Raw genomic sequence first — 21,459 nt, 5'->3', positions numbered from 1 at the left:
AGGACGACTAACCTGCGGTCGGATCATCATGACACAAGCCTTCGGCCAAACATAACCGAGTCTCAGTTGGTGCCTTTATAGAGGCAGGTGATTGGGACAATAGTCAGCGGTAGTTGTTCTGTCTCTGTCGAAGTAGGACAATTGCCGGCTTCACGTCACCATCAGCGACCTTGAATGGCCTTTCTTGCACTCGGTATTAACCACAAGACTGCTTCAGTAGACGTCCGCGAGCGCGTGGCCTTTACTCCTGAGCAACTGGTGGAGGCCTTGCAACAGCTCTGCCGACTCACTGACAGCCGCGAAGCTGCGATCCTCTCCACCTGCAATCGCAGTGAACTTTATATAGAGCAGGATCACCTTTCGGCGGACGTCATCTTGCGCTGGCTGGCTGATTATCATCATTTAAGCCTCGAAGAGCTGCGTGCGTGCGCTTATGTGCACGAAGATGATGCGGCAGTTCGTCACATGATGCGGGTCGCCTCCGGGCTCGATTCGCTGGTGTTGGGCGAGCCGCAGATTCTCGGCCAGATGAAATCGGCCTACGCCGTGGCGCGTGAGGCCGGCACCATCGGCCCGCTGCTCGGTCGCTTGTTCCAGGCCACGTTCAACGCGGCCAAACAAGTGCGTACTGATACGGCCATCGGCGAAAACCCGGTGTCCGTGGCGTTTGCCGCGGTCAGCCTGGCGAAACAGATTTTCAGCGACTTGCAACGCAGCCAGGCCTTGCTGATCGGCGCAGGCGAGACCATTACCCTGGTCGCCCGTCATCTGCACGAGCTGGGGGTGAAGCGCATCGTCGTCGCCAACCGGACGCTGGAACGCGCGAGTATTCTCGCCGAACAGTTTGGCGCCCACGCCGTGCTGCTCTCGGACATCCCGGCCGAACTGGTGCGCAGCGACATCGTCATCAGCTCCACCGCCAGCCAGTTGCCGATCCTGGGCAAGGGCGCGGTGGAAAGTGCCCTGAAACTGCGCAAGCACAAACCGATCTTCATGGTGGATATCGCCGTCCCTCGGGATATCGAGCCTGAAGTCGGCGAACTCGACGACGTTTACCTGTACAGCGTCGACGATCTCCACGAAGTGGTCGCTGAAAATCTCAAGAGCCGACAAGGCGCTGCCCAAGCGGCGGAAGAGATGGTCTCGATCGGCGCCGATGACTTTATGGTTCGCCTGCGCGAACTGGCGGCGGTAGATGTGCTCAAGGCTTATCGTCAGCAAAGCGAGCGCATGCGTGACGAAGAATTGCAAAAGGCCCAGCGCATGCTGGCCAACGGTAGCAGCGCCGAAGACGTGCTGGTGCAACTGGCCCGTGGGCTGACCAACAAACTGTTGCACGCGCCTAGCGTGCAGTTGAAAAAGTTGACTGCCGAAGGCCGCCTCGATGCGCTGGCCATGGCCCAGGAACTCTTTGCCCTCGGTGAGGGCTCGTCGGATAGCTCGGATAAAAAACCGCAATGAAAGCGTCACTGCTCAATAAGCTGGACATCCTCCAGGACCGTTTCGAGGAATTGACCGCTCTGCTTGGCGATGGCGAAGTCATTTCCGATCAGAACAAATTCCGCGCCTATTCCAAGGAATACGCGGAAGTCGAGCCGATTGTCCAAACCTATAAACAGCTGCTCAAAGTGCAAGGCGACCTCGAAGGCGCTCAGGCACTGCTCAAGGACAGCGATCCGGACATGCGCGAAATGGCCGTGGAAGAAGTCCGCGAAGCCAAAGAGCAACTGATCGAAATCGAATCCCGGCTGCAACGCATGTTGCTGCCCAAGGACCCGAACGACGGGCGCAACGTGTTCCTCGAAATTCGTGCCGGCACCGGTGGTGACGAAGCGGCGATTTTCTCCGGCGACCTGTTCCGCATGTATTCGCGTTACGCCGAGCGGCGTGGCTGGCGGGTGGAGATTCTCTCGGAGAACATCGGCGAGCACGGCGGCTTTAAAGAAGTCATTGCCCGGGTCGAAGGCGAGAATGTCTACGGCAAGCTGAAATTCGAATCCGGCGCGCACCGTGTACAACGGGTGCCGGCCACCGAATCCCAGGGCCGCATTCACACCTCGGCTTGCACCGTGGCGGTGTTGCCAGAGCCGGACGAGCAGGAAGCGATCGAGATCAATCCGTCGGACTTGCGGGTCGACACCTACAAATCCTCCGGCGCCGGCGGTCAGCACGTCAACAAAACCGACTCGGCAATCCGCATCACGCACTTGCCGACCGGTATTGTCGTCGAGTGCCAGGAAGAACGCTCCCAGCACAAGAACCGCGCCCGGGCGATGTCCTGGCTGTCGGCCAAGCTTAACGACCAGCAGACCAGCGCCGCCGCGAATGCCATCGCCAGCGAGCGTAAGCTGCTGGTAGGTTCCGGTGATCGCTCCGAGCGGATCCGCACCTACAACTTTGCCCAGGGCCGGGTCACCGACCATCGGGTCAACCTGACGCTGTATTCCCTCGACGAAATCCTCGCCGGTGGCGTCGATGCAGTGATCGAGCCGTTGTTGGCCGAGTACCAGGCCGACCAATTGGCGGCGATAGGTGAGTAAATGACGATCATTGCCAGTTTGTTGCGTGCTGCCGAACTCCCCGACTCGCCGACGGCGCGCCTGGATGCCGAATTGTTGCTGGCCGCTGCCTTGGGCAAGTCCCGCAGCTTCCTGCACACCTGGCCCGAGCGCATCGTGCCGAGCGAAGCGGCGTTGATGTTTGCCAGCTATTTGCAGCGTCGTCGCGGCGGTGAGCCGGTGGCTTACATTCTGGGGCAGCAAGGTTTCTGGAAGCTTGATCTGGAAGTTGCGCCGCACACGCTGATCCCGCGCCCGGACACCGAATTGCTGGTGGAAGCTGCGCTGGAGCTTTTACCCGCGACACAAGCCTTGGTCCTCGACCTCGGCACTGGCAGTGGCGCGATCGCGTTGGCCCTGGCCAGCGAGCGTCCGGCCTGGAAGGTTACCGCTGTCGACCGTGTACTCGAAGCCGTGGCATTGGCCGAGCGCAATCGCCAGCGTCTGCACCTCAACAACGCCACGGTGCTGAGCAGTCATTGGTTCAGCGCCCTGGAAGGTCAGCGCTTTGAGCTGATCATCAGCAACCCGCCGTACATTGCGTCCGCCGATCCGCATCTGGTGGAAGGTGACGTGCGTTTTGAACCGGCCAGTGCCTTGGTCGCCGGTGTCGACGGGCTTGACGATCTGCGTTTGATCGTCGCCCAGGCACCGGACTACCTTGAAGCCGGTGGCTGGTTGATGCTGGAACACGGTTACGACCAAGCCGACGCGGTGCGTGATTTGCTGCTGTCTCGTGGTTTTGAAGAAGTCCACAGCCGCACCGATCTGGGCGGTCACGAACGGATCAGCCTGGGGCGCCTGCCGTGCTGAATGATCAGGAATTGTTGCGCTACAGCCGGCAGATTCTGTTGCAACACGTCGACATCGACGGTCAGTTGCGGCTCAAACAAAGCCGTGTGCTGATCGTCGGTCTCGGTGGCCTGGGTTCGCCAGTCGCGCTGTACCTGGCGGCGGCGGGGGTCGGTGAGCTGCATCTGGCGGACTTCGACACGGTCGACCTGACCAATCTGCAACGCCAGATCATTCACGACACTGACAGCGTTGGCACGAGCAAGGTCGATTCGGCGATCCGCCGTTTGAGCGCGATCAATCCTGAGATTCAACTGGTCGCCCATCGTGCGGCGCTGGACGAAGATTTCCTGGCCGCTGCGGTTGCAGCGGTGGATCTGGTGCTCGACTGCTCCGACAATTTCTCCACCCGCGAGGCGGTCAACGCCGCGTGTGTGGCTGCTGGTAAACCGCTGGTCAGTGGCGCGGCGATTCGTCTGGAAGGGCAGTTGTCGGTGTTTGACCCGCGGCGTCCGGAGAGTCCGTGCTACCACTGCTTATATGGTCACGGCAGCGAAGCCGAACTGACCTGCAGCGAAGCCGGGGTCATTGGCCCGCTGGTGGGGCTGGTCGGCAGCCTGCAGGCCCTCGAAGCACTCAAGTTGCTGGCCGGTTTCGGTGAGCCGCTGGTAGGTCGCTTGTTGTTGATCGATGCCTTGGGCACACGTTTCCGTGAGTTGCGGGTCAAGCGTGATCCGGGTTGCAGCGTTTGTGGGCCAGCCCATGCGTGAAGCGCCGATTGGCGTGCTCGACTCCGGCGTCGGTGGGCTTTCGGTGGTGGCCGAGATCCAGCGTTTGCTGCCCAACGAGTCGCTGTTGTATGTCGCCGACTGCGGGAATATTCCCTACGGCGAGAAAACCCCGGAATTCATCCAGCAGCGCTGCAGCGTGATCGCCGACTTTTTCGGCAGCAGGGCGCCAAGGCGCTGGTGCTGGCCTGTAACACGGCCACCGTGGCCGGCGTCGCCAATTTGCGTCGCGATTATCCCGAATGGCCCATCGTCGGAATGGAGCCTGCGGTCAAACCGGCCGCTGCGGCCACCCGCAGTGGTGTGGTCGGTGTTTTGGCTACAACCGGCACCTTGCAGAGCGCCAAGTTCGCTGCGTTGCTCGACCGGTTTGCCGCCGATGTGCGCGTCATCACCCAGCCATGCCCAGGCCTGGTAGAGCTGATTGAAAGCGGCGACTTGCACAGCGCGGCCCTGCGTCAGTTGCTTCAAGGCTATGTCGAACCGTTGTTGGCCGCCGGCGCCGACACACTAATTCTTGGCTGCACGCATTACCCCTTTCTAAAGCCGTTGCTTAAGCAGATGATTCCGGAGCACATCAGCCTGATCGATACCGGCGCCGCTGTTGCGCGGCAACTGCAACGTCTGTTGGCCGAGGGGCAATTGCTCGCTGAGGGACCTGCTCGTGCCGCGCAGTTCTGGACCAGTGCCGAACCGGAACATTTCAGAAATATCTTGCCGGTACTGTGGAATTCGTCTGGCGTTGTGCGAAGCTTCGACTGTTAGAGAAGATGCTGGGGCAAACGAGTAATTGGGGTGAACTTCTAATTAAGCGTCAACTTCTATAGTTGAGTCTGTGAGCTACAAAAAAACCACACGAAATCGTTCGGAAAAGGATGTTTCTAATGAAGCGACTATTCTGTTTGGCCGCGATTGCGACCGCATTGATGGGGCAAAGTATTACCGCACAGGCGGCTGGCGTGGAGTTCGGGGTCGGCCAGACCAGCGATTCGACCATGACCTACCGCTTGGGCCTGCAATTCGATTGGGACAAGACCTGGCTGCAAAGTGACGTCGGTCGCGTGACCGGTTACTGGAGCGGCGCCTACACCTATTGGGAGGGCGACAAGACTCCCGCTGCCAGTAGCCTGTCGTTCTCGCCGGTACTTGTTTACGAGTTTGCCGGGCAAAACGTCAAACCGTATGTCGAGGCGGGGATTGGCGTGGCGTTGTTTTCACGTACGCAAATTGAAGACAACAACATTGGCGAGTCCTTTCAGTTCGAAGACCGCTTGGGTTTCGGGCTGCGCTTTGCCGGTGGGCATGAGATCGGGATTCGTGCGACGCACTATTCCAATGCCGGGATCAACAGTAATAACGGTGGTGTAGAAAGCTACGCGCTCCACTACACGATGCCGTTGTAAGCGCGGTCAATGTGGGAGCGGGCTTGCTCGCGAAAGCGATTTAACATTCAACATTTACGTTGACTGTCGGTCCGCTTTCGCGAGCAAGCCCGCTCCCACATTAGATCGTCGGTGATTTCGCTTTCAGCGATAAACCGACGTAATCCCCTGACGCTCTTCCATACACTCCGGCGACCCCGTCTCGAATTCCCGGCAGATCAGCGGCCGTTTTTCGTAGATGGTGCACATCATCGTGTTGCGATCCAGCGCTGCGCACCAGCCGTCATCCAGGCGCAACATCACTTCCCCGCCCCAGTCATCGGTATCGATAAAGCGTTCGGGCACGCCCGTTTCGGTGATCAGCATGACTTCGAGCTGGCAACAGCAGGCTGAGCAGGTCGAGCAAGTGACCGCCGGTTCGGCGATTTGCGTGTGGGGGATGGTTTTCATGGGGCGCAGTGTAAGGCAGTCGACCGATGCTGTGTGAAAGGCCTGACGGACGCTCAGTCGGGGTGATCCGCCGCCAGCCGCTGGGCCATGAAGTGCAGGGTAGGAAACAGCATCGCCCAGAGCAGGCCGACGCCAATCAGCGTCGGTACCTGGCCGTAGGGAAATTGCACCCCGGCCAGTTGGCTGCCGGCGTAATACGACAGCGGCCCACCGACGGCGCCCAACAGACTGGCCAGCCACCAAGGGTTGGCGCTCCACAGCAAGCAGTGGCGCAAAGTGGTCGCCAGCAGCGCCCACAGCAGCATCAGCCACAGCGGAATCAACGGTGCGACATCCGTAAAGTCGAACACTCCCAGCCAGCGCAACGAACTGTCGACGGTAGTGCCCAGCAGCACCACGCTGAGGATCAACCGGCCTTCATCGACCCAACGACTTATCCACAGCAGATGAATCACCAGCGCCGCCAGTGCCACTAACAGCCACAGACTATTGCCGCCCACCACGCAGGCAAACCAGCCGACCTGAAACAGCGCGGCATTGGCCAGACGTTCAAGCATCGAAACGGCCGAGCAATGGCGCTGGCATCGCCGCCGGTTTGGCCAGCAGCATTTGTGCGGTGCCGATGGTGCGCTCCAGGAAGCCACCTTCGCAGTAGCACAGGTAAAACTCCCACAGCCGCAGGAAATAATCGTCGTAGCCCAATTCGCCCAGCCGACCGTGGGCGCGGCGAAAGTTCTCATGCCACAGGCGCAGGGTTCGGGCGTAGTGCAGGCCGAAATCCTCCATGTGCAGCAGGTTCATGTCGGTATCTCGGCTGACGATCTCCAGCATCTTCTGCACGCTGGGCAAGGCACCACCGGGGAAAATGTAGCGCTGGATGAAATCGACATGGGTCTTGGCTTGTTCGTAGCGCTGCTCGCGGATGGTGATCGCCTGCAACAGCATCAAACCGTTGCTCTTGAGCAACTGCGCGCATTGCTTGAAGTAGGTCGGCAGGAAGCGATGGCCGACGGCTTCGATCATCTCGATCGACACCAGTTTGTCGTACTGCCCGGTGAGGTCTCGGTAATCCGAGAGCAGCAACGTCACCCGATCTTGCAGGCCAAGTGCTTCGATCCGCTGGGCGGTGAAGGTGTACTGCTCTTTGGAGAGCGTAGTGGTGGTGACTTTACAGCCGTAATTTTGCGCCGCGTACAGCGCCATGCTGCCCCAGCCCGTGCCGATTTCCAGCAAATGGTCGCTCGGTTGCAGCGCAAGCTTCTGGCAGATTCGCTCCAGTTTGTTCAGTTGTGCTTGTTCCAGGCTGTCTTCGGGCGTGAGGAACTGCGCCGCCGAATACATCATCGTTGGGTCGAGAAACTGCTCAAACAGGTCGTTGCCCAGGTCGTAGTGGGCCGCGATATTTTTCTGCGAACCCTTGCGCGAATTGCGGTTCAGCCAATGCAGCCCTTGCACGAATGGCCGGCTGAGTCTGGCCAGGCCACCTTCCAAGGCATCGAGCACTTCAAGGTTGCTGACGAACACCCGGACCACCGCCGTCAGATCGGGCGAGCTCCAGTAACCGTGAATGAATGCTTCACCGGCACCGATCGAACCGTTGCTCGCCACCAGGCCCCAGACTGACGCATCAAGGATATGGATCTCCCCCAGCAGATGATCGCCGGTCGTGCCGAATACATGCCGTTCGCCGTCCTCGACCACCACCAGTTGCCCATGTTTGAGGTGCGCCAGTTGGCGCAGCACGCCCCGCCGCAACAGCGAGCCGGACAGGCCGTTGGTGCTGAGCAGGTTGGCTTTGGCCGAAATGCTAGAGGATTTCATGGCGGCGATCCTTTGGGGGAACGATGGCGGTTTGAAAGCTGCCATCGGCAGCCTGATGAGCAAAAATCGGTGCGCGCTTGAGCAACAGGCGAATGGCTTGCCAATAGATCGCCAGGCAGGTTTTCGCGGTCATCCAGGGGAAACGCCGCAAGTAACGGTGCAGGCTGTCGCGATTCAGGGTTTCGCGTTGCAGGCTGAGCGTGGCGTCGAACAGTTTCAGTTCGCCCTGCCAGTCAGCCATGTGCACACCGAGCTTTTGCGCGGCGGGGCTGAAACTCATACGGTATTCGAGATCCCGCGGCAAAAACGGCGACACATCAAAGGCCTTGGCCACGGCGAAGTGCTGGTGGAAGTCCTGCAAGTCCACGGGGGCCTTGGCCGGCAACACGTAGTGATAACGCTCGCGCCACGGGGTGTTGGTGACTTCGCAGAGAATCGCCGCCAGTTGGCCATCGGCTTCGTGGCAATAGAAAAAACTCACCGGGTTGAACGACAGGCCCCAGCTGCGGGCCTGGGTCAGCAGGCAGATCGAGCCTTGGGGCGCATGGCCGATCGCTTGGCCGACCTGCTGGCGTACCGCGTCGATCAAACGCATGCCGGTGCCGGTAAAGGCTTTCAAATAGTCGCTCTCGCGAAACGAGAACGGTGCAAAACGACTGCTGCCCGACAACGGCGACAACCCGCGCACGGCGTCCTGTTCATCGAGGTCCAGGTACAGCAGGCCGATCCGGTAGCGGAATTCGTGGCGTCTGGGCGCAAACCGCCGATGGGCGATCCAGCCGCTGTAGAGGGCGCTGTTCACAGGGTTTCACCAAACGAGCGGGCAACGCGCAGAGCGCTGACCACCCCGTCTTCGTGAAAGCCGTTGGCCCAATAGGCGCCGCAATAATGAGTGTGCTGCGCGCCGTCCAATTCGTCCCAACGCTGCTGCGCGGCCACTGCTTTGAGGCTGTATTGCGGATGGGCATAGGTGAATTTGGCGAGCACTTTGAACGGGCTGATGCCGGCGCTCTGGTTGAGGCTGACGCAGAACGTGGTGTCGCTCCGAATACCTTGCAGGATGTTCATGTCGTAGGTGACGGCGGCCAATGCATGCCCGGCGCCGCCGAGTCGATAATTCCAGCTGGCCCAGGCGAGTTTGCGTTCGGGCAGCAGGCGAGTGTCGGTGTGCAGCACCACTTCGTTGTCGGCGTAGGGCAGGGCGCCGAGGATCGACTGTTCGGCGCTGCTTGGTTTGGCCAGTAGCGTCAGCGCTTGATCGCTGTGGCAGGCGAAGACCACTTTATCGAAGTGCTCACTGCCGCTGGCGCTGTGGATAACTACGCCGTCTTCATCGCGTTCGACGCGGGTCACCGGGCAGTTGAGGCGAATCTTCTCTTTAAAGGACGCGGTCAGTGGCGCGACATAAGCGCTTGAGCCACCCTCGATCACACACCATTGCGGCCGATTGCTGACGGACAGCAAACCGTGATTCTTGAAAAACCGGATGAAGAACTGCAACGGGAAACCGAGCATGTCGGCCATGGACATCGACCAGATCGCCGCGCCCATCGGCACGATGTAATGCAGGATAAAGCGCTCGCCGTAGCCGCCGGCTTTCAGGTATTGATCGAGGGTGGTGTCGGCGGCGATTCGTTGTTCTTCGAGGTCGCGCTGGGCTTCTTTGTTGAAGCGCAGGATGTCCCGCAACATGCCCCAGAACCCTGGCGACAGCAGGTTGCGCCGCTGGGCGAACAGGCTGTTGAGGTTGTTGCCGTTGTATTCGAGACCTGAGTCCGGGTCGGTGACAGAGAAGCTCATCTCGGTGGGTTTGAAGCCCACACCGAGTCGGCCCAGCAAGCGAATGAAATTCGGGTAAGTCCAGTTGTTGAACACAATGAAACCGGTGTCCACGGCATAGCGTTGGCCATCGACGGTCACCTCCACAGTGTGGGTGTGCCCGCCGATCCAGTCGCCGGCCTCGAACAGGGTGATCTCGTGGCTGCGATTGAGCAGGTAGGCGCAGGTCAGCCCCGAGATACCGCTGCCGATGACGGCGATGTTCACGGCTGATCCTTGATCGGCGGATTGCTGCGCACCATGCGTTTGCCGATCTCCAGCTTCACCCGGTCGGGCAATTTCGAGAGTGGCCAGAGGGCGGCCATGAACAGTGCCGGGAAAGCGATTTCCAGTGGGCGGTTCTTCAGTTTGGAAAAGATGTGCCGCGCGGCTTTATCCACAGGCCAACTGAGCGGCATCGGGAAGTCGTTTTTCTCCGTCAGCGGCGTGTCGACAAACCCAGGGCTGACCACGGTGACTTCAATACCTTCGGGCGCCAGGTCGATGCGCAAGGATTCGAACAGGTAGCGCAAGCCAGCCTTCGAGGCGCCGTAGGCTTCGGCCCGTGGCAGCGGCAGGTAAGTCACCGAGCTGGCGACACCGACCAGATGCGGTGCAGTGCCGGCGCGCAGCAACGGCAGGGCTGCTTCGATGCAATAGCTGCTGGCAAGCAGGTTGGTGCGCACCACATGCTCGACAATCGAGGCGTCGAACTGCTTGGCATCGACGTATTCGCAGGTGCCGGCGTTGAGAATCACGGTGTCGAGTGAGCCCCAGTCGGCGGCAATCTGTTCACCGATTTCGCGCACGGTCTGGCTGTTGGTCAGGTCGCCGGCCACCACCATCACTTGCCCCGGATAGCGCTGGGACAGGATTTTCAGTGGCACTACCGAGCGTGAACTGACGGCCAGATGAGCACCGGTTTTCAATATTTCTTCGGCGAGCGCGGCGCCAATGCCGCTGCTCGCTCCCGTTAACCAGTATCGACGTGGAGGTGTAAGGCTCATCCCATTCTCCTTTTCAGCCAGGCGATCGCCCGACCCAATACGGGTAGATGTTCATAAAGCAGTGCCCCGGCATCGAAGTAATCCCGGTGGCGATAAACCTTGTCGCGCCAGAGCAGGTGCGAGCAGCCGTCGACCCGAATCAACTGGCCGCCGGCCAGGCGCGGGTGACGGTAGCTCATGACCCAGCGCAGATAACCTTCGCCTTCGCCAATCTGGTCGAAGCTGTGAAAGTCGAAACGCAGTTCGCTGACATTGGCATAGAGCTCCTCAAAGTAGCTACGCAGCTGCACCAGGCCCTGAACTTCGTGCAGCGGATCAGTGAACTGCACGTCGTGGGTGTAGAGCTGATTGAGCCGTTGCAGATTGTCCTTGTTAAGGTCCGAAAACTGCTGGGCAAAGCGCCGCAGGAATTCACTCATACCCACCTCCGGCATCTTGTCGCGATGGCAGGTTCTTGAATGCCGCCAGCGCTCGTTGGCGAGAGGTACTGAGATTGACGATAGGCGATGGATAATCTGTAGCACCGAACAAACCGCCGACATTCGCCGGGTTGTGCACTTCTTTTTGTTCAGCCCTGCGAGTTCCGGCAGCCAGTGCTTGATGAACACACCTTCGGCGTCGAATTTTTCCGACTGGCTCAGCGGGTTGAAAATCCGGAAGTAGGGCGCCGAATCGGTGCCGGTGGACGAGCTCCACTGCCAGCCGCCGTTGTTCGCCGCGAGGTCGCCGTCGATCAGGTGGCGCATGAAGAAGCGCTCGCCTTCACGCCAGTCGATCAGCAGGTTCTTGGTCAGGAACATCGCTACCACCATGCGCAGGCGGTTGTGCATCCAGCCGGTTTCGAGCAATTGGCGCATGGCCGCGTCGATGATTGGCAGGCCGGTGCGAGCCTCTTTCCAGGCCGCGAGTTCATCCGGCGCATCACGCCAGGCCAGGGCTTCGGTTTCCGGGCGGAACGCGCGGTGGCGCGAGACCCGTGGGTAACCCACCAGAATGTGTTTGTAGAACTCGCGCCACAGCAGCTCGTTGATCCAGGTGACCGCGCCGACCTTGCCGCTTTCGAACTCGCCCTGATTGCTTTGCAACGCCGCGTGCAAACACTGGCGCGGGGAAATCACCCCGGCCGCGAGATAAGCCGAAAGCTGACTGGTGCCGGGCTTCGCCGGGAAGTCGCGCTCGCTCTGGTAATAGTCGATTTGTGCATCGGCGAAGGTGTCGAGGCGGCGTCGGGCTTCGGCTTCACCGGCGGGCCAGAGTGTGATCAAACGCTCTTGAGGCGTTTCGAAACCTTCGACCCGGGAAGGGACTTCATCTCTTTCGACGCTCAACGGCGCTTGGACCCCGGGGGCGACTACGAGGCTGGGCAGTGAACGATGCAACCGGTCGTAGCAGACTTTGCGGAACTGGCTGAACACCTGGAAGTAAGTGCCGGTCTTGGTCAGCACGGTGCCCGGCGAGAACAGCAGTTGATCGAGGTAGCTGTAAAAGTCGATGCCTGCCGCCTTCAGCGTTTGGGCCACCGCTTCATCCCGGCGGGTTTCATGAATGCCGTATTCCTCGTTGACGTGTACGGCGTCGGCGTTCAACTGCTGACATAGATCCAGCAAAACTTCTGGCGCGGCCTCCCAGCGTGGCGCAGAGCGGATCAGCAACGGGATGTTGAGCTTGCCCAGCGCCAGGCTCAATTCAGTCAGGTTGCGCAGCCAGAAATCCACCTTGCATGGCGCGTCGTCATGTTCGCGCCATTGCTCCGGGCTCAGCAGATACACCGCCACCGTCGGGCCGCGCGCTGCGGCGGCCGAGAGGGCGGTGTTGTCGTGTAGGCGCAAGTCGCTGCGCAGCCAGATCAATTGCATGGTGGTATCCGTACGATTCATTAAAAAAGCATCATTAAACAAGCCCACGCTGAACAAGATCCTGATGAGCCGACAAGGGATCTTCGGCCAGGAACAAATCAGCAATCTCGGTAGTTCTTACGGACAACTCGGCGTGGTGGATGCATACCGTTGGTCCGACAATCATTTTTGGGCAACTGACACCGTTCAAAAGTTTAGGCAGCTGCGCAAGGTTCATGGCTTTGCTGGAATACAGCAGTACGCCGCGGGCTTGCAGCTGTTCGACCGCCAGCGCGAGCTCCCCGGCCGGCAGTGGCCAGTCGAAGACTTCCACCGGGCAATCGGCGCTGCTGATCAGCCACGCGGTGAGCCACAGGTGAGGTTCCAGGGGCAGGTCCGAGTGATTGATCAACAGCAGCGGCGCGGCACGTAACTGACGGTTGTTATGGTAGATGCGCGCGCCGAATTTGCTGCGTAGCCAGGAATAAAAGAATACCCGCTCCATCTGTGCGCCGAACTGGCCTTGCCAGCGTTGCTCGAGTTCCGTCAGCAAGGGCATCAACAGTTGTTCGCACAAGGTCCGCGGCGGGTACAGCGCCATCGCTTGATTGATAGTGTCATCGAGGGTGCGTTCGGCCAGTTGCGTGACCGCTTGCAGCAGCGTGTGGCGTAGCAGGTGCCAATCGTTTTCGGCGCAATCGGTGAAGGCTTGCGGCGTATCGAGCAGTTGCTTGACCTGGCCGACGGCCACGCCGCGGTTGAGCCAGGTGAGGATCGTCAGGATTCGTTGAACGTGTTCGGCCGAGAACAACCGATGACCTTTTGGCGTGCGCTGCGGGACGATCAGGCCGTAGCGCCGTTCCCAGGCGCGCAGGGTGATGGCGTTGACGCCGGTCTGGCGCGCGACTTCACGAATCGGCAGCCAGCCATCGTCCAGGGCTTTTTTGAAGTCGGCGCCGAAGTCTTCGCTGGCGCTGGTGTCGGGTGTGTTGTTCATTTAGATCGCGTTTCGCAGGCTGAGGTTTTCCGGGTGCGGTTGCAGGTAAACCTGTTGCGCAATGTACGGGTCCGGGTGTTGGCGAAAGTAATGCTTGAGCAGCGTCAGCGGCACCACCAGCGGCACGATGCCGTGGCGATATTGGCCGATGACGTGTTGCACTTCCTGTTTGTCTTCAGCGCTGATGGCCTGTTTGAGGTAACCACTGATGTGTTGCAAGACATTGCTGTGGGTGCGGCGGGTGGCGCATTTTTTCAGCGCCTCCATCAGTTCGCTGAAATAGCGTGGGCCGAGTTCTTTCGGATCGGTCTGGCCCATGCTGCCCAGCAGGTTGCCCAGGGTTTTGTATTGGACCGGGTTGTGGGCCATCAGCAGGTATTTGTAGCGCGAGTGAAAATCGATGAGCGCGCGCCGGGTCAGGCCTTCTTGCAGTAATGACTGCCAGGCGCTGTAGGCGAAGACTCGGGTTAGGAAGTTTTCCCGCAACACCGGATCGTTGAGGCGACCGTCCTCTTCCACCGGCAGGTCCGGATGTTGTGCGCAGAACGCCTGGGCGTAGATGCCGCGACCACCGCCATCCACCGGTGCGCCGTTGGTGTGGTAAACCTTGACCCGCAACAGCCCGCAGGAAGGCGATTTCTGCATGAAGATGTAGCCGCAGATGTCGCCCAGTTCGACTGCCATTTTCTGGCCGTACTCGGCGAGCGGCTGAGTGACGTTAATCTCATGATGGATCGTGCCGACGGCTTCAGGATGTTCGGGATCGCCCACCAGGCGGATCGGCTCGCGGGGAATGCCCAGGCCGATGGCGACCTCCGGGCAGACCGGGACGAAATCAAAGTAGTCCGAAAGGGTGCGACTGCACAGCCGCGATTCCTTGTGCCCGCCATTGAAGCGCACCTCGGCACCCATCAGGCAGGCGCTGATCGCGATTTTCGGTTTGGCGGGGGCGATGGACATCGAAGCACCTCGAATCTAAACCTGTACAGCGCATTGGCGTTGTACAATATAATCTTCATCATAGATTCGAAGCTGTACAAGTCAAATTATTTGTATAGGTTTTTGAAGTGCTCGCGATTCCCATGTGGGAGCGGGCTTGCTCGCGAATGCGATGAGTCAGTCAACACATGTGCGGCTGACCCACCGCATTCGCGAGCAAGCCCGCTCCCACAGGGGATCTACTTCCAGCCCAATTGCCAGGTGTTGCTGTCTTTCAGGGTTTGCCAATCCAACCGCTCACTACGCTGAGTCAACACTGCCTGCAACTCGACTTCCAGCACCGTACCTTCCTCATCCCGGAACAACTCGGTCACCAGAAAATGTTTTTCGCGGTTTTGCGGCTGGGCTGCTGTCCATTTCGACAGCCGCAATTTGCTTGGATTGATGCGGTTCACTGCAAGTGCTCGTGCAAACGGCGGGCAGCTTCCTGGCCGCTGAGCCAGGCGCCTTCGACGCGTCCGGACAAGCACCAGTCGCCACATACGTACAGGCCCAGATCGGCGTCCGCCAACACGCCCCATTCATGACTGTTGGCGGGACGGGCGTAGAGCCAGCGATGGGCGAGGCTGAAGGTCGGTGCGGGCATCGCGCTGTGCAGCAGTTCGGCGAAAGCTCCATGCAGTTGCTCGATCACCGCTTCCTTCGGCAGGTCGATGTGTTGCCGGCTCCAGGCGCTGGTGGCGTGCAATACCCAAGTATCCATGGTGTTGTCGCGCCCGGGTTTACTGCGGTTGCGCGCGAGCCAGTCGAGGGGGCTGTCCTGCACGAAGCAGCCTTCCATGGGCGTATCCAGCGGTTTGTCGAAGGCCAGGGCGATGGCCCAGGTCGGGTCCATTTTTACCCCGGCAGCGGCCCCCGCGAGTTTCGGCGCAGCGGCCAGCAGCGCGGTCGCCTGAGGCGCCGGCGTTGCAATCACCACATGGCTGAATGGTCCATGGGTGAAGCCTTCCGCGTCCTGTAGATGCCAGTGCTCTTCACCGCGATAGACTTCGGTGATCCGGCAGGCGAAGTGCACCTCCAGGTCCCCGAGCAGCGCGCGGGTGATAGCGCTCATTCGCGGCGTGCCGACCCAGCGCGTCTGTTCGTCCGGCGACAGGTTGAGCTGGCCGCCCTGAAACGTATAGAGCAGTGGCGTCCATTCGGCGACCCAGCCATTGGCTTGCCAACGCTGGACCTCGGTGACGAAGCGGCGGTCGCGGGCAGTGAAATATTGCGCGCCCATGTCCAGAGCCCCCGCGTCACTGCGCTTGCTCGACATGCGTCCGCCGCTGCCACGGCTTTTATCGAAAAGTTGAACGACATGCCCGGCCTCCGTTAGGGCCTGGGCGGCTGACAGTCCGGCGATGCCGGTGCCGATGATTGCGATAGGTACAGTCATAGGGGCCTCGTTTACCTTTCTGTACAGACTACGCCGTGGTTTAAACCTGTACAATATTGTTTTTTGGTATAACTTTTAGCGTTCTCGTTCTGACAGCTTGGCCTATTGTTAAACACAGACACTGCCCGATACCAAAGATCCCTGCATATAAAAATAGACTAGTGATCAAGGTAAAACGCCACGCGAGGAAGAAGTCATGCACATATTGCTGACCGGCGGTACTGGTTTGATAGGACGTCAGCTCTGCCAACACTGGTCGAGCCAGGGACATCGCCTCACGGTCTGGAGTCGCACGCCTGAAAAAGTGGCGAAAATATGTGGCGCTCAGGTGCGAGGCATTGCCCGTCTCGAAGACCTTGGCGAGGAACCGGTGGATGCCGTTATCAACTTGGCGGGTGCCCCCATTGCCGATCGCTTGTGGACTGGCCGGCGCAAAGCGCTGCTCTGGAGTAGTCGGATTACCCTGACCGAAACGTTGCTGGCCTGGTTCGAAAGCCGTGAGCAAAAACCGCAGGTGCTGATTTCCGGCTCCGCGGTTGGCTGGTATGGCGATGGTGGCGAGCGCGAGTTGACTGAGAACTCGCCGCCGGTGATCGATGATTTCGCCAGCCAATTGAGCATCGCCTGGGAGGAGACGGCCCTGCGTGCCGAGGCTTTGGGCATTCGGGTAATTTTGCTTCGCACCGGGCTGGTGCTGTCCGCCGAGGGCGGCTTTTTGTCGCGGCTGTTGCTGCCATTCAAACTGGGGCTGGGCGGGCCGATTGGCAGTGGTCGGCAGTGGATGCCGTGGGTTCATATCAAGGATCAAATCGCCCTGATTGATTTTCTTCTGCATCGCAACGACGCCAGCGGTCCCTATAATGCCTGCGCGCCAAAACCGGTGCGCAATCGTGAATTTGCCAAGACGCTGGGCGCCGTGTTGCACCGCCCGGCGTTCATGCCCATGCCGGCCCTGGCGTTGAGGGTGGCCCTGGGCGAGTTGTCATTGCTGTTGCTGGGTGGCCAGAAAGCCATGCCGGCGCGCTTGCTGGAAGCGGGTTTCACTTTCCAGTTCACTGATTTACGCGCGGCCCTGGACGATCTCTCCAGCCGCCTTTGAAATAGGATGTTGCATGACCGATCACGCGTTGCTTCTGGTCAACCTGGGCTCACCGGCCTCCACCTCGGTGGCGGATGTGCGCAGTTACCTCAATCAATTTCTGATGGACCCGTATGTGATCGACCTGCCGTGGCCGGTACGACGCTTGCTGGTGTCGCTGATCCTGTTCAAGCGCCCGGAACAGTCGGCCCACGCTTACGCCTCGATCTGGTGGGAGGAGGGCTCGCCGCTGGTGGTGCTCAGCAAACGTCTGCAACAGGCCATGACCGCCCAATGGACTCACGGCCCGGTGGAGTTGGCGATGCGTTACGGCGAGCCGTCGATTGAGTCGACACTGGTGCGCCTGGCCGCCCAGGGCCACAAGCGAATTACCCTCGCGCCGCTTTATCCACAGTTCGCCGACAGCACCGTGACCACGGTGATCGAGGAAGCCAAACGTGTCGTGCGCGAGAAAAGGCTCGACGTGCAGTTCTCGATTCTCCAGCCGTTCTACGATCAGCCGGAATACCTCGATGCGCTGGTGGCCAGTGCCAAGCCCTATCTGGAGCAAGATCACGATCACCTGCTGCTCAGCTTTCATGGTTTGCCGGAACGGCACCTGACCAAGCTTGATCCGAGCGGCCAGCATTGCTTCAAAAACGAAGACTGCTGCAAGAATGCATCGCCGGCCGTATTGGCGACGTGCTACCGAGCCCAGTGCCTGCGCACCGCGTCCGAGTTTGCCAAGCGCCTGGGTTTGGCCGATGGCAAGTGGTCGGTGTCATTCCAGTCGCGATTGGGCCGGGCGAAGTGGATCGAACCCTACACCGAAGCACGCCTCGATGAGCTGGCCAAAAGCGGCGTGAAGAGGATTCTGGTGATGTGCCCGGCGTTTGTTGCCGATTGCATCGAGACGCTTGAGGAAATCGGGGATCGCGGGTTGGAACAGTTCCGCGCAGCGGGAGGAGAGGAGTTGGTGCTGGTGCCGTGTCTTAACGATGATCCGCAGTGGGCGCGGGCGTTGAACATGTTGTGCGAGCGGGCACCGATAGCCCTGTAAGCACACAAACTGTGGCGAGGGAGCTTGCTCCCGCTGGGCCGCGAAGCAGCCCCAAAATTATCGCAGCCGATGAAGATTTTGTGAGTGCTGCGCACTCAAGCGGGAGCAAGCTCCCTCGCCACAGGGTGATGCGTCAACTTTTACAACAACGGATCATCCGCCTTCTTGTGCTTCCAGCTGTCATTGCCCGGCAGCAACAGGTTCAGCGCAATCGCCACCACCGCACACAGTGCGATGCCTTTGAGGCCGAAGTCGTCTGGCCCTGTGCCGGTGCCGATCAGCACGCCGCCAATCCCGAACACCAGGGTCACCGAGACAATCACCAGATTGCGCGCCTCGCTCAGGTCGATCTTGTGGCGAATCAGCGTGTTCATGCCCACCGCCGCAATCGAGCCGAACAACAGGCACAGAATCCCGCCCATCACCGGCACCGGAATGCTTTGCAACAGCGCGCCGAACTTGCCGACAAACGCCAGGCTGATGGCAAAGATCGCCGCCCAGGTCATGATTTTCGGGTTGTAGTTCTTGGTCAGCATCACCGCGCCAGTCACTTCGGCGTAGGTGGTGTTGGGTGGGCCGCCGAACAGACCGGCTGCGGTGGTGGCAATGCCATCGCCGAGCAGGGTGCGGTGCAGGCCCGGCTTCTTCAGGTAATCGCGACCGGTCACGCTACCGACCGCAATCACGCCGCCGATGTGCTCGATGGCCGGGGCCAAGGCTACCGGGACGATGAACAGAATCGCCTGCCAGTTGAATTCCGGTGCCGTGAAGTGCGGGATCGCAAACCATGGGGCGGCGGCAATCTTCGCGGTGTCGACCACGCCGAAGTAGAACGCCATGGCAAAACCTACCAACACGCCGGAGATGATCGGCACCAGGCGGAAAATGCCTTTGCCGAACACTGCGACGATCAGGGTGGTCAGCAGCGCCGGCATCGAGATCAGCATCGCGGTCTGGTAATGAATCAGCTCGGAACCGTCGCCAGCCTTGCCCATCGCCATGTTGGCGGCAATCGGCGCCATGGCCAGGCCGATGGAGATGATCACCGGACCAATCACCACCGGTGGCAGCAACCGGTCAATGAACCCGGTGCCTTTGATCTTCACGGCCAGGCCGAGAAAGGTGTAGACGAAACCCGCCGCCATTACACCGCCCATGGTCGCTGCGAGGCCGAACTGGCCCTTGGCGAGGATGATCGGGGTAATGAAGGCAAAACTCGACGCCAGAAACACCGGCACCTGACGCCCGGTGACGATCTGGAACAAAATCGTCCCCAGACCTGCGGTGAACAGCGCCACATTCGGGTCGAGGCCGGTAATCAGCGGCATCAACACCAGGGCGCCGAACGCCACGAACAGCATCTGTGCACCCGACAGCACTGTGCGCCAGAGCGGATCGTTGAACTCTTCCTGCATGCTCAAGCGTCCTTCTGCTTGGTGCCGAAGATTTTGTCACCGGCATCGCCCAGGCCCGGGATGATGTAACCGTGCTCGTTGAGTTTTTCGTCGATGGAGGCGGTGTAGATCATCACGTCCGGGTGAGCTTTCCCGACGGCGGCGATGCCTTCAGGTGCCGCTACCAGCACCATGGCGCGGATGTCCCGGCAACCGGCCTTTTTCAGCAGGTCGATGGTGGCGACCATGGAGCCTGCCGGTGGCGAGCATCGGGTCGATGATCGATCGCCAGGCGTTCGTTGATTTCCGGAACGAGTTTTTCCAGGTAGGTGGTCGAGCTTGCAAAGTTTGTTCGTTACGGGCCACGCCTACAGACGCTGACTTCTGGCGCCCGGGATCAGGCTCGAGCACGCCCTCGAGCATGCCGAGGCCGGCGCGCAGGATCGGCACGACGGTAATTTTCTTGCCGGCGATTTTCTCCACCGACACAGTGCCGCACCAACCTTCGATATCGTAGGTTTCCAGCGGCAGGTCTTTGGTGGCTTCGTAGGTCAGCAGGGCACCGACTTCCTGAGCGAGCTCACGGAAATTCTTCGTGCTAATGTCTGCGCGGCGCATAAGGCCAAGTTTATGACGGATCAGCGGATGGCGGATCTCTTGGATGGGCATGGGGAAAGGCTCCGGCGGCGGGCAAAAAAACCGGCCTAGATTAATCTATCCGAGGGTGTTGTCCTATAGACATAAGGTACGTTAGTCCACAAACGCTTGATCTGGCCTCGCTTGATGCGTACCTTTGCCCGCTTTTCCTGAATCCGTCCCTCCCTTTACCCCCTGGAGAGCGCCATGCCTGCTGATCTCGAGCATATCCGTCAAATCATGCGAGAGGCTGACTGCCTGTACACCGAAGCTGAAGTCGAGGCGGCCATCGCCCGTGTCGGTGCACACATCAACGAACAGCTGGCTGATACCAACCCGGTGGTGTTCTGTGTAATGAACGGCGGCCTGATTTTCGCCGGCAAGCTGCTGACCCATTTGCACTTCCCGCTGGAAGCGTCTTACCTGCACGCCACCCGTTATCGCAACGAAACCAGCGGCGGCGACCTGTTCTGGAAAGCCAAGCCGGAAGTTTCGTTCCTGGACCGTGACGTGCTGATCATCGACGACATCCTCGATGAAGGTCACACCCTGGGCGCGATCATCGACTACTGCAAACACGCCGGCGCTCGCGCTGTGCACACTGCCGTATTGATCGACAAAGACCACGACCGCAAGGCTCGCCCGGACCTCAAAGCCGATTTCGTCGGCCTGCCGTGCATCGACCGTTACATCTTCGGTTACGGCATGGACTACAAAGGCTACTGGCGTAACGCCAACGGGATTTTTGCCGTTAAAGGCATGTAACTCCCGGCACCAATCCCTTGTGGGAGCGGGCTTGCTCGCGAAAGCGTCGGCACATTCAACATCAATGTGTCAGTAAGACCGCTTTCGCGAGCAAGCCCGCTCCCACAATGGTTCTGTGTTCTGCATCCACCGTTGTACACCCATGCTAGAGTGCTCGGCCTCGCCTCCGGAGCCCGTCATGAGTCTTTTGATCCGCAGCTGCGCCGTCCTGTTGCTGACCCTCAGTCTGCCCTTGGCCGCTGCCCCGGCGCCGATGCATGCACAGTTTTTGCCGCCGGACGACCTGACCCTGCGTGACGCTGAACCGGAGCAACAGCAACTGTTGCAGGTCACCGAGTATTCGGTGGTGGTGGGTAGCCAGCGCCAGTCCACCCAACAGCCGATTCCGGTCACGTCACCACTGCTGATCCGCCTCAAGGGCAAATCCTTGAACAAGGGCGCGAGCATCAATCAGGTGCTGGTCAACTTCGATGGTGAAAGCAAAAGCCTGAAAAAGCCGATCTACGACGAAAAAAGTAAAACCCTGACGCTCTACTACCCGCTGGCCCAATACCGGGTGGTGATCGATCTGCTGCGCAACGACACGGTGTATTGCCAGTTCCTCAGCTACGCCAACGGCCATGTCTGGGCCGATCTGCACACCGGCAGCGTTCGTTCGCGTTGAGCCCGGCGTCAAACGAGGGGTAAACTGCCCGCCCCGT

23 protein-coding genes and 2 pseudogenes are annotated in these 21,459 nt (G+C 60.0%); 10 read left to right on the top strand and 15 right to left on the bottom strand.

Annotation, left to right across the window (positions count from 1 at the left end):
• Positions 1–174: 174 nt before the first annotated feature.
• The 6 genes and pseudogenes from hemA to RHM58_RS03050 all read left to right on the top strand — a co-directional run bounded on the left by hemA (position 175) and on the right by RHM58_RS03050 (position 5,541).
• Entirely contained in the window at positions 175–1,461 is a 1,287-nt protein-coding gene (gene hemA / locus RHM58_RS03075) for a glutamyl-tRNA reductase (protein ID WP_201193495.1), read from the top strand.
• On the top strand, positions 1,458–2,540 hold the full coding sequence (gene prfA, locus RHM58_RS03070; protein WP_201206668.1) for a peptide chain release factor 1: 1,083 nt from the start codon (positions 1,458–1,460) through the stop codon (positions 2,538–2,540). The genes hemA and prfA overlap by 4 nt, the downstream gene beginning before the upstream one ends.
• On the top strand, positions 2,541–3,371 hold the full coding sequence (gene prmC / locus RHM58_RS03065) for a peptide chain release factor N(5)-glutamine methyltransferase (protein WP_201206666.1): 831 nt from the start codon (positions 2,541–2,543) through the stop codon (positions 3,369–3,371).
• Positions 3,365–4,120 carry a molybdopterin-synthase adenylyltransferase MoeB gene (locus tag RHM58_RS03060; RefSeq protein ID WP_322269638.1) on the top strand — a complete coding sequence of 252 codons (756 nt, stop codon included), beginning with the start codon at positions 3,365–3,367 and terminating at the stop codon, positions 4,118–4,120. Before prmC ends, RHM58_RS03060 begins: the two co-directional genes overlap by 7 nt.
• Positions 4,113–4,903 (top strand): annotated as a pseudogene (murI, locus tag RHM58_RS03055) (glutamate racemase). Before RHM58_RS03060 ends, murI begins: the two are co-directional and overlap by 8 nt.
• A gap of 119 nt (positions 4,904–5,022) precedes the next feature.
• Complete coding sequence (locus RHM58_RS03050; RefSeq protein WP_201206661.1) at positions 5,023–5,541, top strand: acyloxyacyl hydrolase; 519 nt, start codon at positions 5,023–5,025, stop codon at positions 5,539–5,541.
• A 123-nt stretch (positions 5,542–5,664) separates the two neighbouring features.
• Here the strand turns inward: RHM58_RS03050 and RHM58_RS03045 are convergent, their stop codons facing one another.
• From RHM58_RS03045 to RHM58_RS02990, 12 genes and pseudogenes are all read right to left on the bottom strand, one after another.
• Positions 5,665–5,970, bottom strand: coding sequence for a YkgJ family cysteine cluster protein (locus RHM58_RS03045; protein ID WP_201206659.1), 306 nt, complete (start codon positions 5,968–5,970; stop codon positions 5,665–5,667).
• A gap of 53 nt (positions 5,971–6,023) precedes the next feature.
• Complete coding sequence (locus RHM58_RS03040; protein ID WP_322269637.1) at positions 6,024–6,527, bottom strand: DUF2878 domain-containing protein; 504 nt, start codon at positions 6,525–6,527, stop codon at positions 6,024–6,026.
• A complete protein-coding gene (locus tag RHM58_RS03035) occupies positions 6,520–7,791 on the bottom strand; it encodes a cyclopropane-fatty-acyl-phospholipid synthase family protein (protein ID WP_322269635.1) in 1,272 nt (423 codons plus the stop codon). Before RHM58_RS03035 ends, RHM58_RS03040 begins: the two co-directional genes overlap by 8 nt.
• Positions 7,778–8,593 carry a DUF1365 domain-containing protein gene (locus RHM58_RS03030; RefSeq protein WP_201206653.1) on the bottom strand — a complete coding sequence of 272 codons (816 nt, stop codon included), beginning with the start codon at positions 8,591–8,593 and terminating at the stop codon, positions 7,778–7,780. The genes RHM58_RS03035 and RHM58_RS03030 overlap by 14 nt, the downstream gene beginning before the upstream one ends.
• Positions 8,590–9,837, bottom strand: a complete 1,248-nt coding sequence (locus tag RHM58_RS03025) for an NAD(P)/FAD-dependent oxidoreductase (RefSeq protein ID WP_322269634.1) — start codon at positions 9,835–9,837, stop codon at positions 8,590–8,592. Before RHM58_RS03025 ends, RHM58_RS03030 begins: the two co-directional genes overlap by 4 nt.
• A complete protein-coding gene (locus RHM58_RS03020; protein WP_201206649.1) occupies positions 9,834–10,616 on the bottom strand; it encodes an SDR family NAD(P)-dependent oxidoreductase in 783 nt (260 codons plus the stop codon). The genes RHM58_RS03025 and RHM58_RS03020 overlap by 4 nt, the downstream gene beginning before the upstream one ends.
• Positions 10,613–11,035, bottom strand: coding sequence for a nuclear transport factor 2 family protein (locus tag RHM58_RS03015; protein ID WP_201206647.1), 423 nt, complete (start codon positions 11,033–11,035; stop codon positions 10,613–10,615). The genes RHM58_RS03020 and RHM58_RS03015 overlap by 4 nt, the downstream gene beginning before the upstream one ends.
• A pseudogene (phrB, locus tag RHM58_RS03010) lies at positions 11,028–12,472 on the bottom strand (deoxyribodipyrimidine photo-lyase). The gene RHM58_RS03015 and the pseudogene phrB overlap by 8 nt, the downstream one beginning before the upstream one ends.
• Before the next feature lie 34 nt (positions 12,473–12,506).
• The gene (locus RHM58_RS03005; RefSeq protein WP_201206645.1) at positions 12,507–13,448 is read right to left on the bottom strand and encodes a MerR family transcriptional regulator; all 942 of its coding nucleotides are present in this window, start codon (positions 13,446–13,448) and stop codon (positions 12,507–12,509) included.
• Positions 13,449–14,408, bottom strand: a complete 960-nt coding sequence (locus RHM58_RS03000) for a YbgA family protein (protein WP_322269633.1) — start codon at positions 14,406–14,408, stop codon at positions 13,449–13,451. It abuts the gene before it with no gap.
• Positions 14,409–14,626: 218 nt separating this feature from the next.
• Positions 14,627–14,842: a TIGR02450 family Trp-rich protein gene (locus RHM58_RS02995; RefSeq protein WP_322269632.1), complete on the bottom strand. Its 216-nt coding sequence runs from the start codon at positions 14,840–14,842 to the stop codon at positions 14,627–14,629.
• Entirely contained in the window at positions 14,839–15,825 is a 987-nt protein-coding gene (locus RHM58_RS02990; protein ID WP_201206639.1) for an NAD(P)/FAD-dependent oxidoreductase, read from the bottom strand. Before RHM58_RS02990 ends, RHM58_RS02995 begins: the two co-directional genes overlap by 4 nt.
• A 196-nt stretch (positions 15,826–16,021) precedes the next feature.
• Between RHM58_RS02990 and RHM58_RS02985 the strand changes: the two genes are divergently transcribed.
• Complete coding sequence (locus RHM58_RS02985) at positions 16,022–16,924, top strand: TIGR01777 family oxidoreductase (RefSeq protein ID WP_201206637.1); 903 nt, start codon at positions 16,022–16,024, stop codon at positions 16,922–16,924.
• A 13-nt stretch (positions 16,925–16,937) separates the two neighbouring features.
• Positions 16,938–17,963: a ferrochelatase gene (hemH, locus tag RHM58_RS02980; protein WP_322269631.1), complete on the top strand. Its 1,026-nt coding sequence runs from the start codon at positions 16,938–16,940 to the stop codon at positions 17,961–17,963.
• A gap of 140 nt (positions 17,964–18,103) precedes the next feature.
• Here the strand turns inward: hemH and RHM58_RS02975 are convergent, their stop codons facing one another.
• The 3 genes from RHM58_RS02975 to upp are packed head-to-tail and all read right to left on the bottom strand — an operon-like array spanning position 18,104 to position 20,026.
• A complete protein-coding gene (locus RHM58_RS02975) occupies positions 18,104–19,378 on the bottom strand; it encodes a uracil-xanthine permease family protein (RefSeq protein ID WP_201206633.1) in 1,275 nt (424 codons plus the stop codon).
• 2 nt (positions 19,379–19,380) lie between these two features.
• On the bottom strand, positions 19,381–19,551 hold the full coding sequence (locus tag RHM58_RS02970) for a uracil phosphoribosyltransferase (RefSeq protein ID WP_322269630.1): 171 nt from the start codon (positions 19,549–19,551) through the stop codon (positions 19,381–19,383).
• The gene (gene upp, locus RHM58_RS02965) at positions 19,529–20,026 is read right to left on the bottom strand and encodes a uracil phosphoribosyltransferase (protein ID WP_322269628.1); all 498 of its coding nucleotides are present in this window, start codon (positions 20,024–20,026) and stop codon (positions 19,529–19,531) included. The genes RHM58_RS02970 and upp overlap by 23 nt, the downstream gene beginning before the upstream one ends.
• A 174-nt stretch (positions 20,027–20,200) precedes the next feature.
• Between upp and RHM58_RS02960 the strand changes: the two genes are divergently transcribed.
• A complete protein-coding gene (locus RHM58_RS02960; protein ID WP_133840271.1) occupies positions 20,201–20,758 on the top strand; it encodes a hypoxanthine-guanine phosphoribosyltransferase in 558 nt (185 codons plus the stop codon).
• Positions 20,759–20,936: 178 nt separating this feature from the next.
• Positions 20,937–21,422: a hypothetical protein gene (locus RHM58_RS02955; RefSeq protein WP_201206631.1), complete on the top strand. Its 486-nt coding sequence runs from the start codon at positions 20,937–20,939 to the stop codon at positions 21,420–21,422.
• Positions 21,423–21,459 lie beyond the last annotated feature (37 nt).

This window comes from Pseudomonas sp. 10S4, from assembly GCF_034344865.1.
Lineage (GTDB): Bacteria > Pseudomonadota > Gammaproteobacteria > Pseudomonadales > Pseudomonadaceae > Aquipseudomonas.
The sequence above is the reverse complement of the archived record's forward strand: the minus strand, read 5'-3'. Positions and strand labels throughout refer to the sequence as shown.

Excerpts from the sequence above, each read along its gene's own strand:
- RHM58_RS02960 (WP_133840271.1), top strand. The coding sequence starts at position 20,201 with ATGCCTGCTGATCTCGAGCATATCCGTCAAATCATGCGAGAGGCTGAC.
- RHM58_RS03035 (WP_322269635.1), bottom strand. The coding sequence starts at position 7,791 with ATGAAATCCTCTAGCATTTCGGCCAAAGCCAACCTGCTCAGCACCAAC.
- RHM58_RS02985 (WP_201206637.1), top strand. The coding sequence starts at position 16,022 with ATGCACATATTGCTGACCGGCGGTACTGGTTTGATAGGACGTCAGCTC.
- hemA (WP_201193495.1), top strand. The coding sequence starts at position 175 with ATGGCCTTTCTTGCACTCGGTATTAACCACAAGACTGCTTCAGTAGAC.
- RHM58_RS02990 (WP_201206639.1), bottom strand. The coding sequence starts at position 15,825 with ATGACTGTACCTATCGCAATCATCGGCACCGGCATCGCCGGACTGTCA.
- RHM58_RS03050 (WP_201206661.1), top strand. The coding sequence starts at position 5,023 with ATGAAGCGACTATTCTGTTTGGCCGCGATTGCGACCGCATTGATGGGG.
- RHM58_RS03015 (WP_201206647.1), bottom strand. The coding sequence starts at position 11,035 with ATGAGTGAATTCCTGCGGCGCTTTGCCCAGCAGTTTTCGGACCTTAAC.
- upp (WP_322269628.1), bottom strand. The coding sequence starts at position 20,026 with ATGCCCATCCAAGAGATCCGCCATCCGCTGATCCGTCATAAACTTGGC.
- RHM58_RS03005 (WP_201206645.1), bottom strand. The coding sequence starts at position 13,448 with ATGAACAACACACCCGACACCAGCGCCAGCGAAGACTTCGGCGCCGAC.
- RHM58_RS03040 (WP_322269637.1), bottom strand. The coding sequence starts at position 6,527 with ATGCTTGAACGTCTGGCCAATGCCGCGCTGTTTCAGGTCGGCTGGTTT.
- prmC (WP_201206666.1), top strand. The coding sequence starts at position 2,541 with ATGACGATCATTGCCAGTTTGTTGCGTGCTGCCGAACTCCCCGACTCG.
- hemH (WP_322269631.1), top strand. The coding sequence starts at position 16,938 with ATGACCGATCACGCGTTGCTTCTGGTCAACCTGGGCTCACCGGCCTCC.
- RHM58_RS03045 (WP_201206659.1), bottom strand. The coding sequence starts at position 5,970 with ATGAAAACCATCCCCCACACGCAAATCGCCGAACCGGCGGTCACTTGC.
- RHM58_RS03020 (WP_201206649.1), bottom strand. The coding sequence starts at position 10,616 with ATGAGCCTTACACCTCCACGTCGATACTGGTTAACGGGAGCGAGCAGC.
- RHM58_RS02970 (WP_322269630.1), bottom strand. The coding sequence starts at position 19,551 with ATGGTGCTGGTAGCGGCACCTGAAGGCATCGCCGCCGTCGGGAAAGCT.
- prfA (WP_201206668.1), top strand. The coding sequence starts at position 1,458 with ATGAAAGCGTCACTGCTCAATAAGCTGGACATCCTCCAGGACCGTTTC.
- RHM58_RS02975 (WP_201206633.1), bottom strand. The coding sequence starts at position 19,378 with ATGCAGGAAGAGTTCAACGATCCGCTCTGGCGCACAGTGCTGTCGGGT.
- RHM58_RS02955 (WP_201206631.1), top strand. The coding sequence starts at position 20,937 with ATGAGTCTTTTGATCCGCAGCTGCGCCGTCCTGTTGCTGACCCTCAGT.
- RHM58_RS03000 (WP_322269633.1), bottom strand. The coding sequence starts at position 14,408 with ATGTCCATCGCCCCCGCCAAACCGAAAATCGCGATCAGCGCCTGCCTG.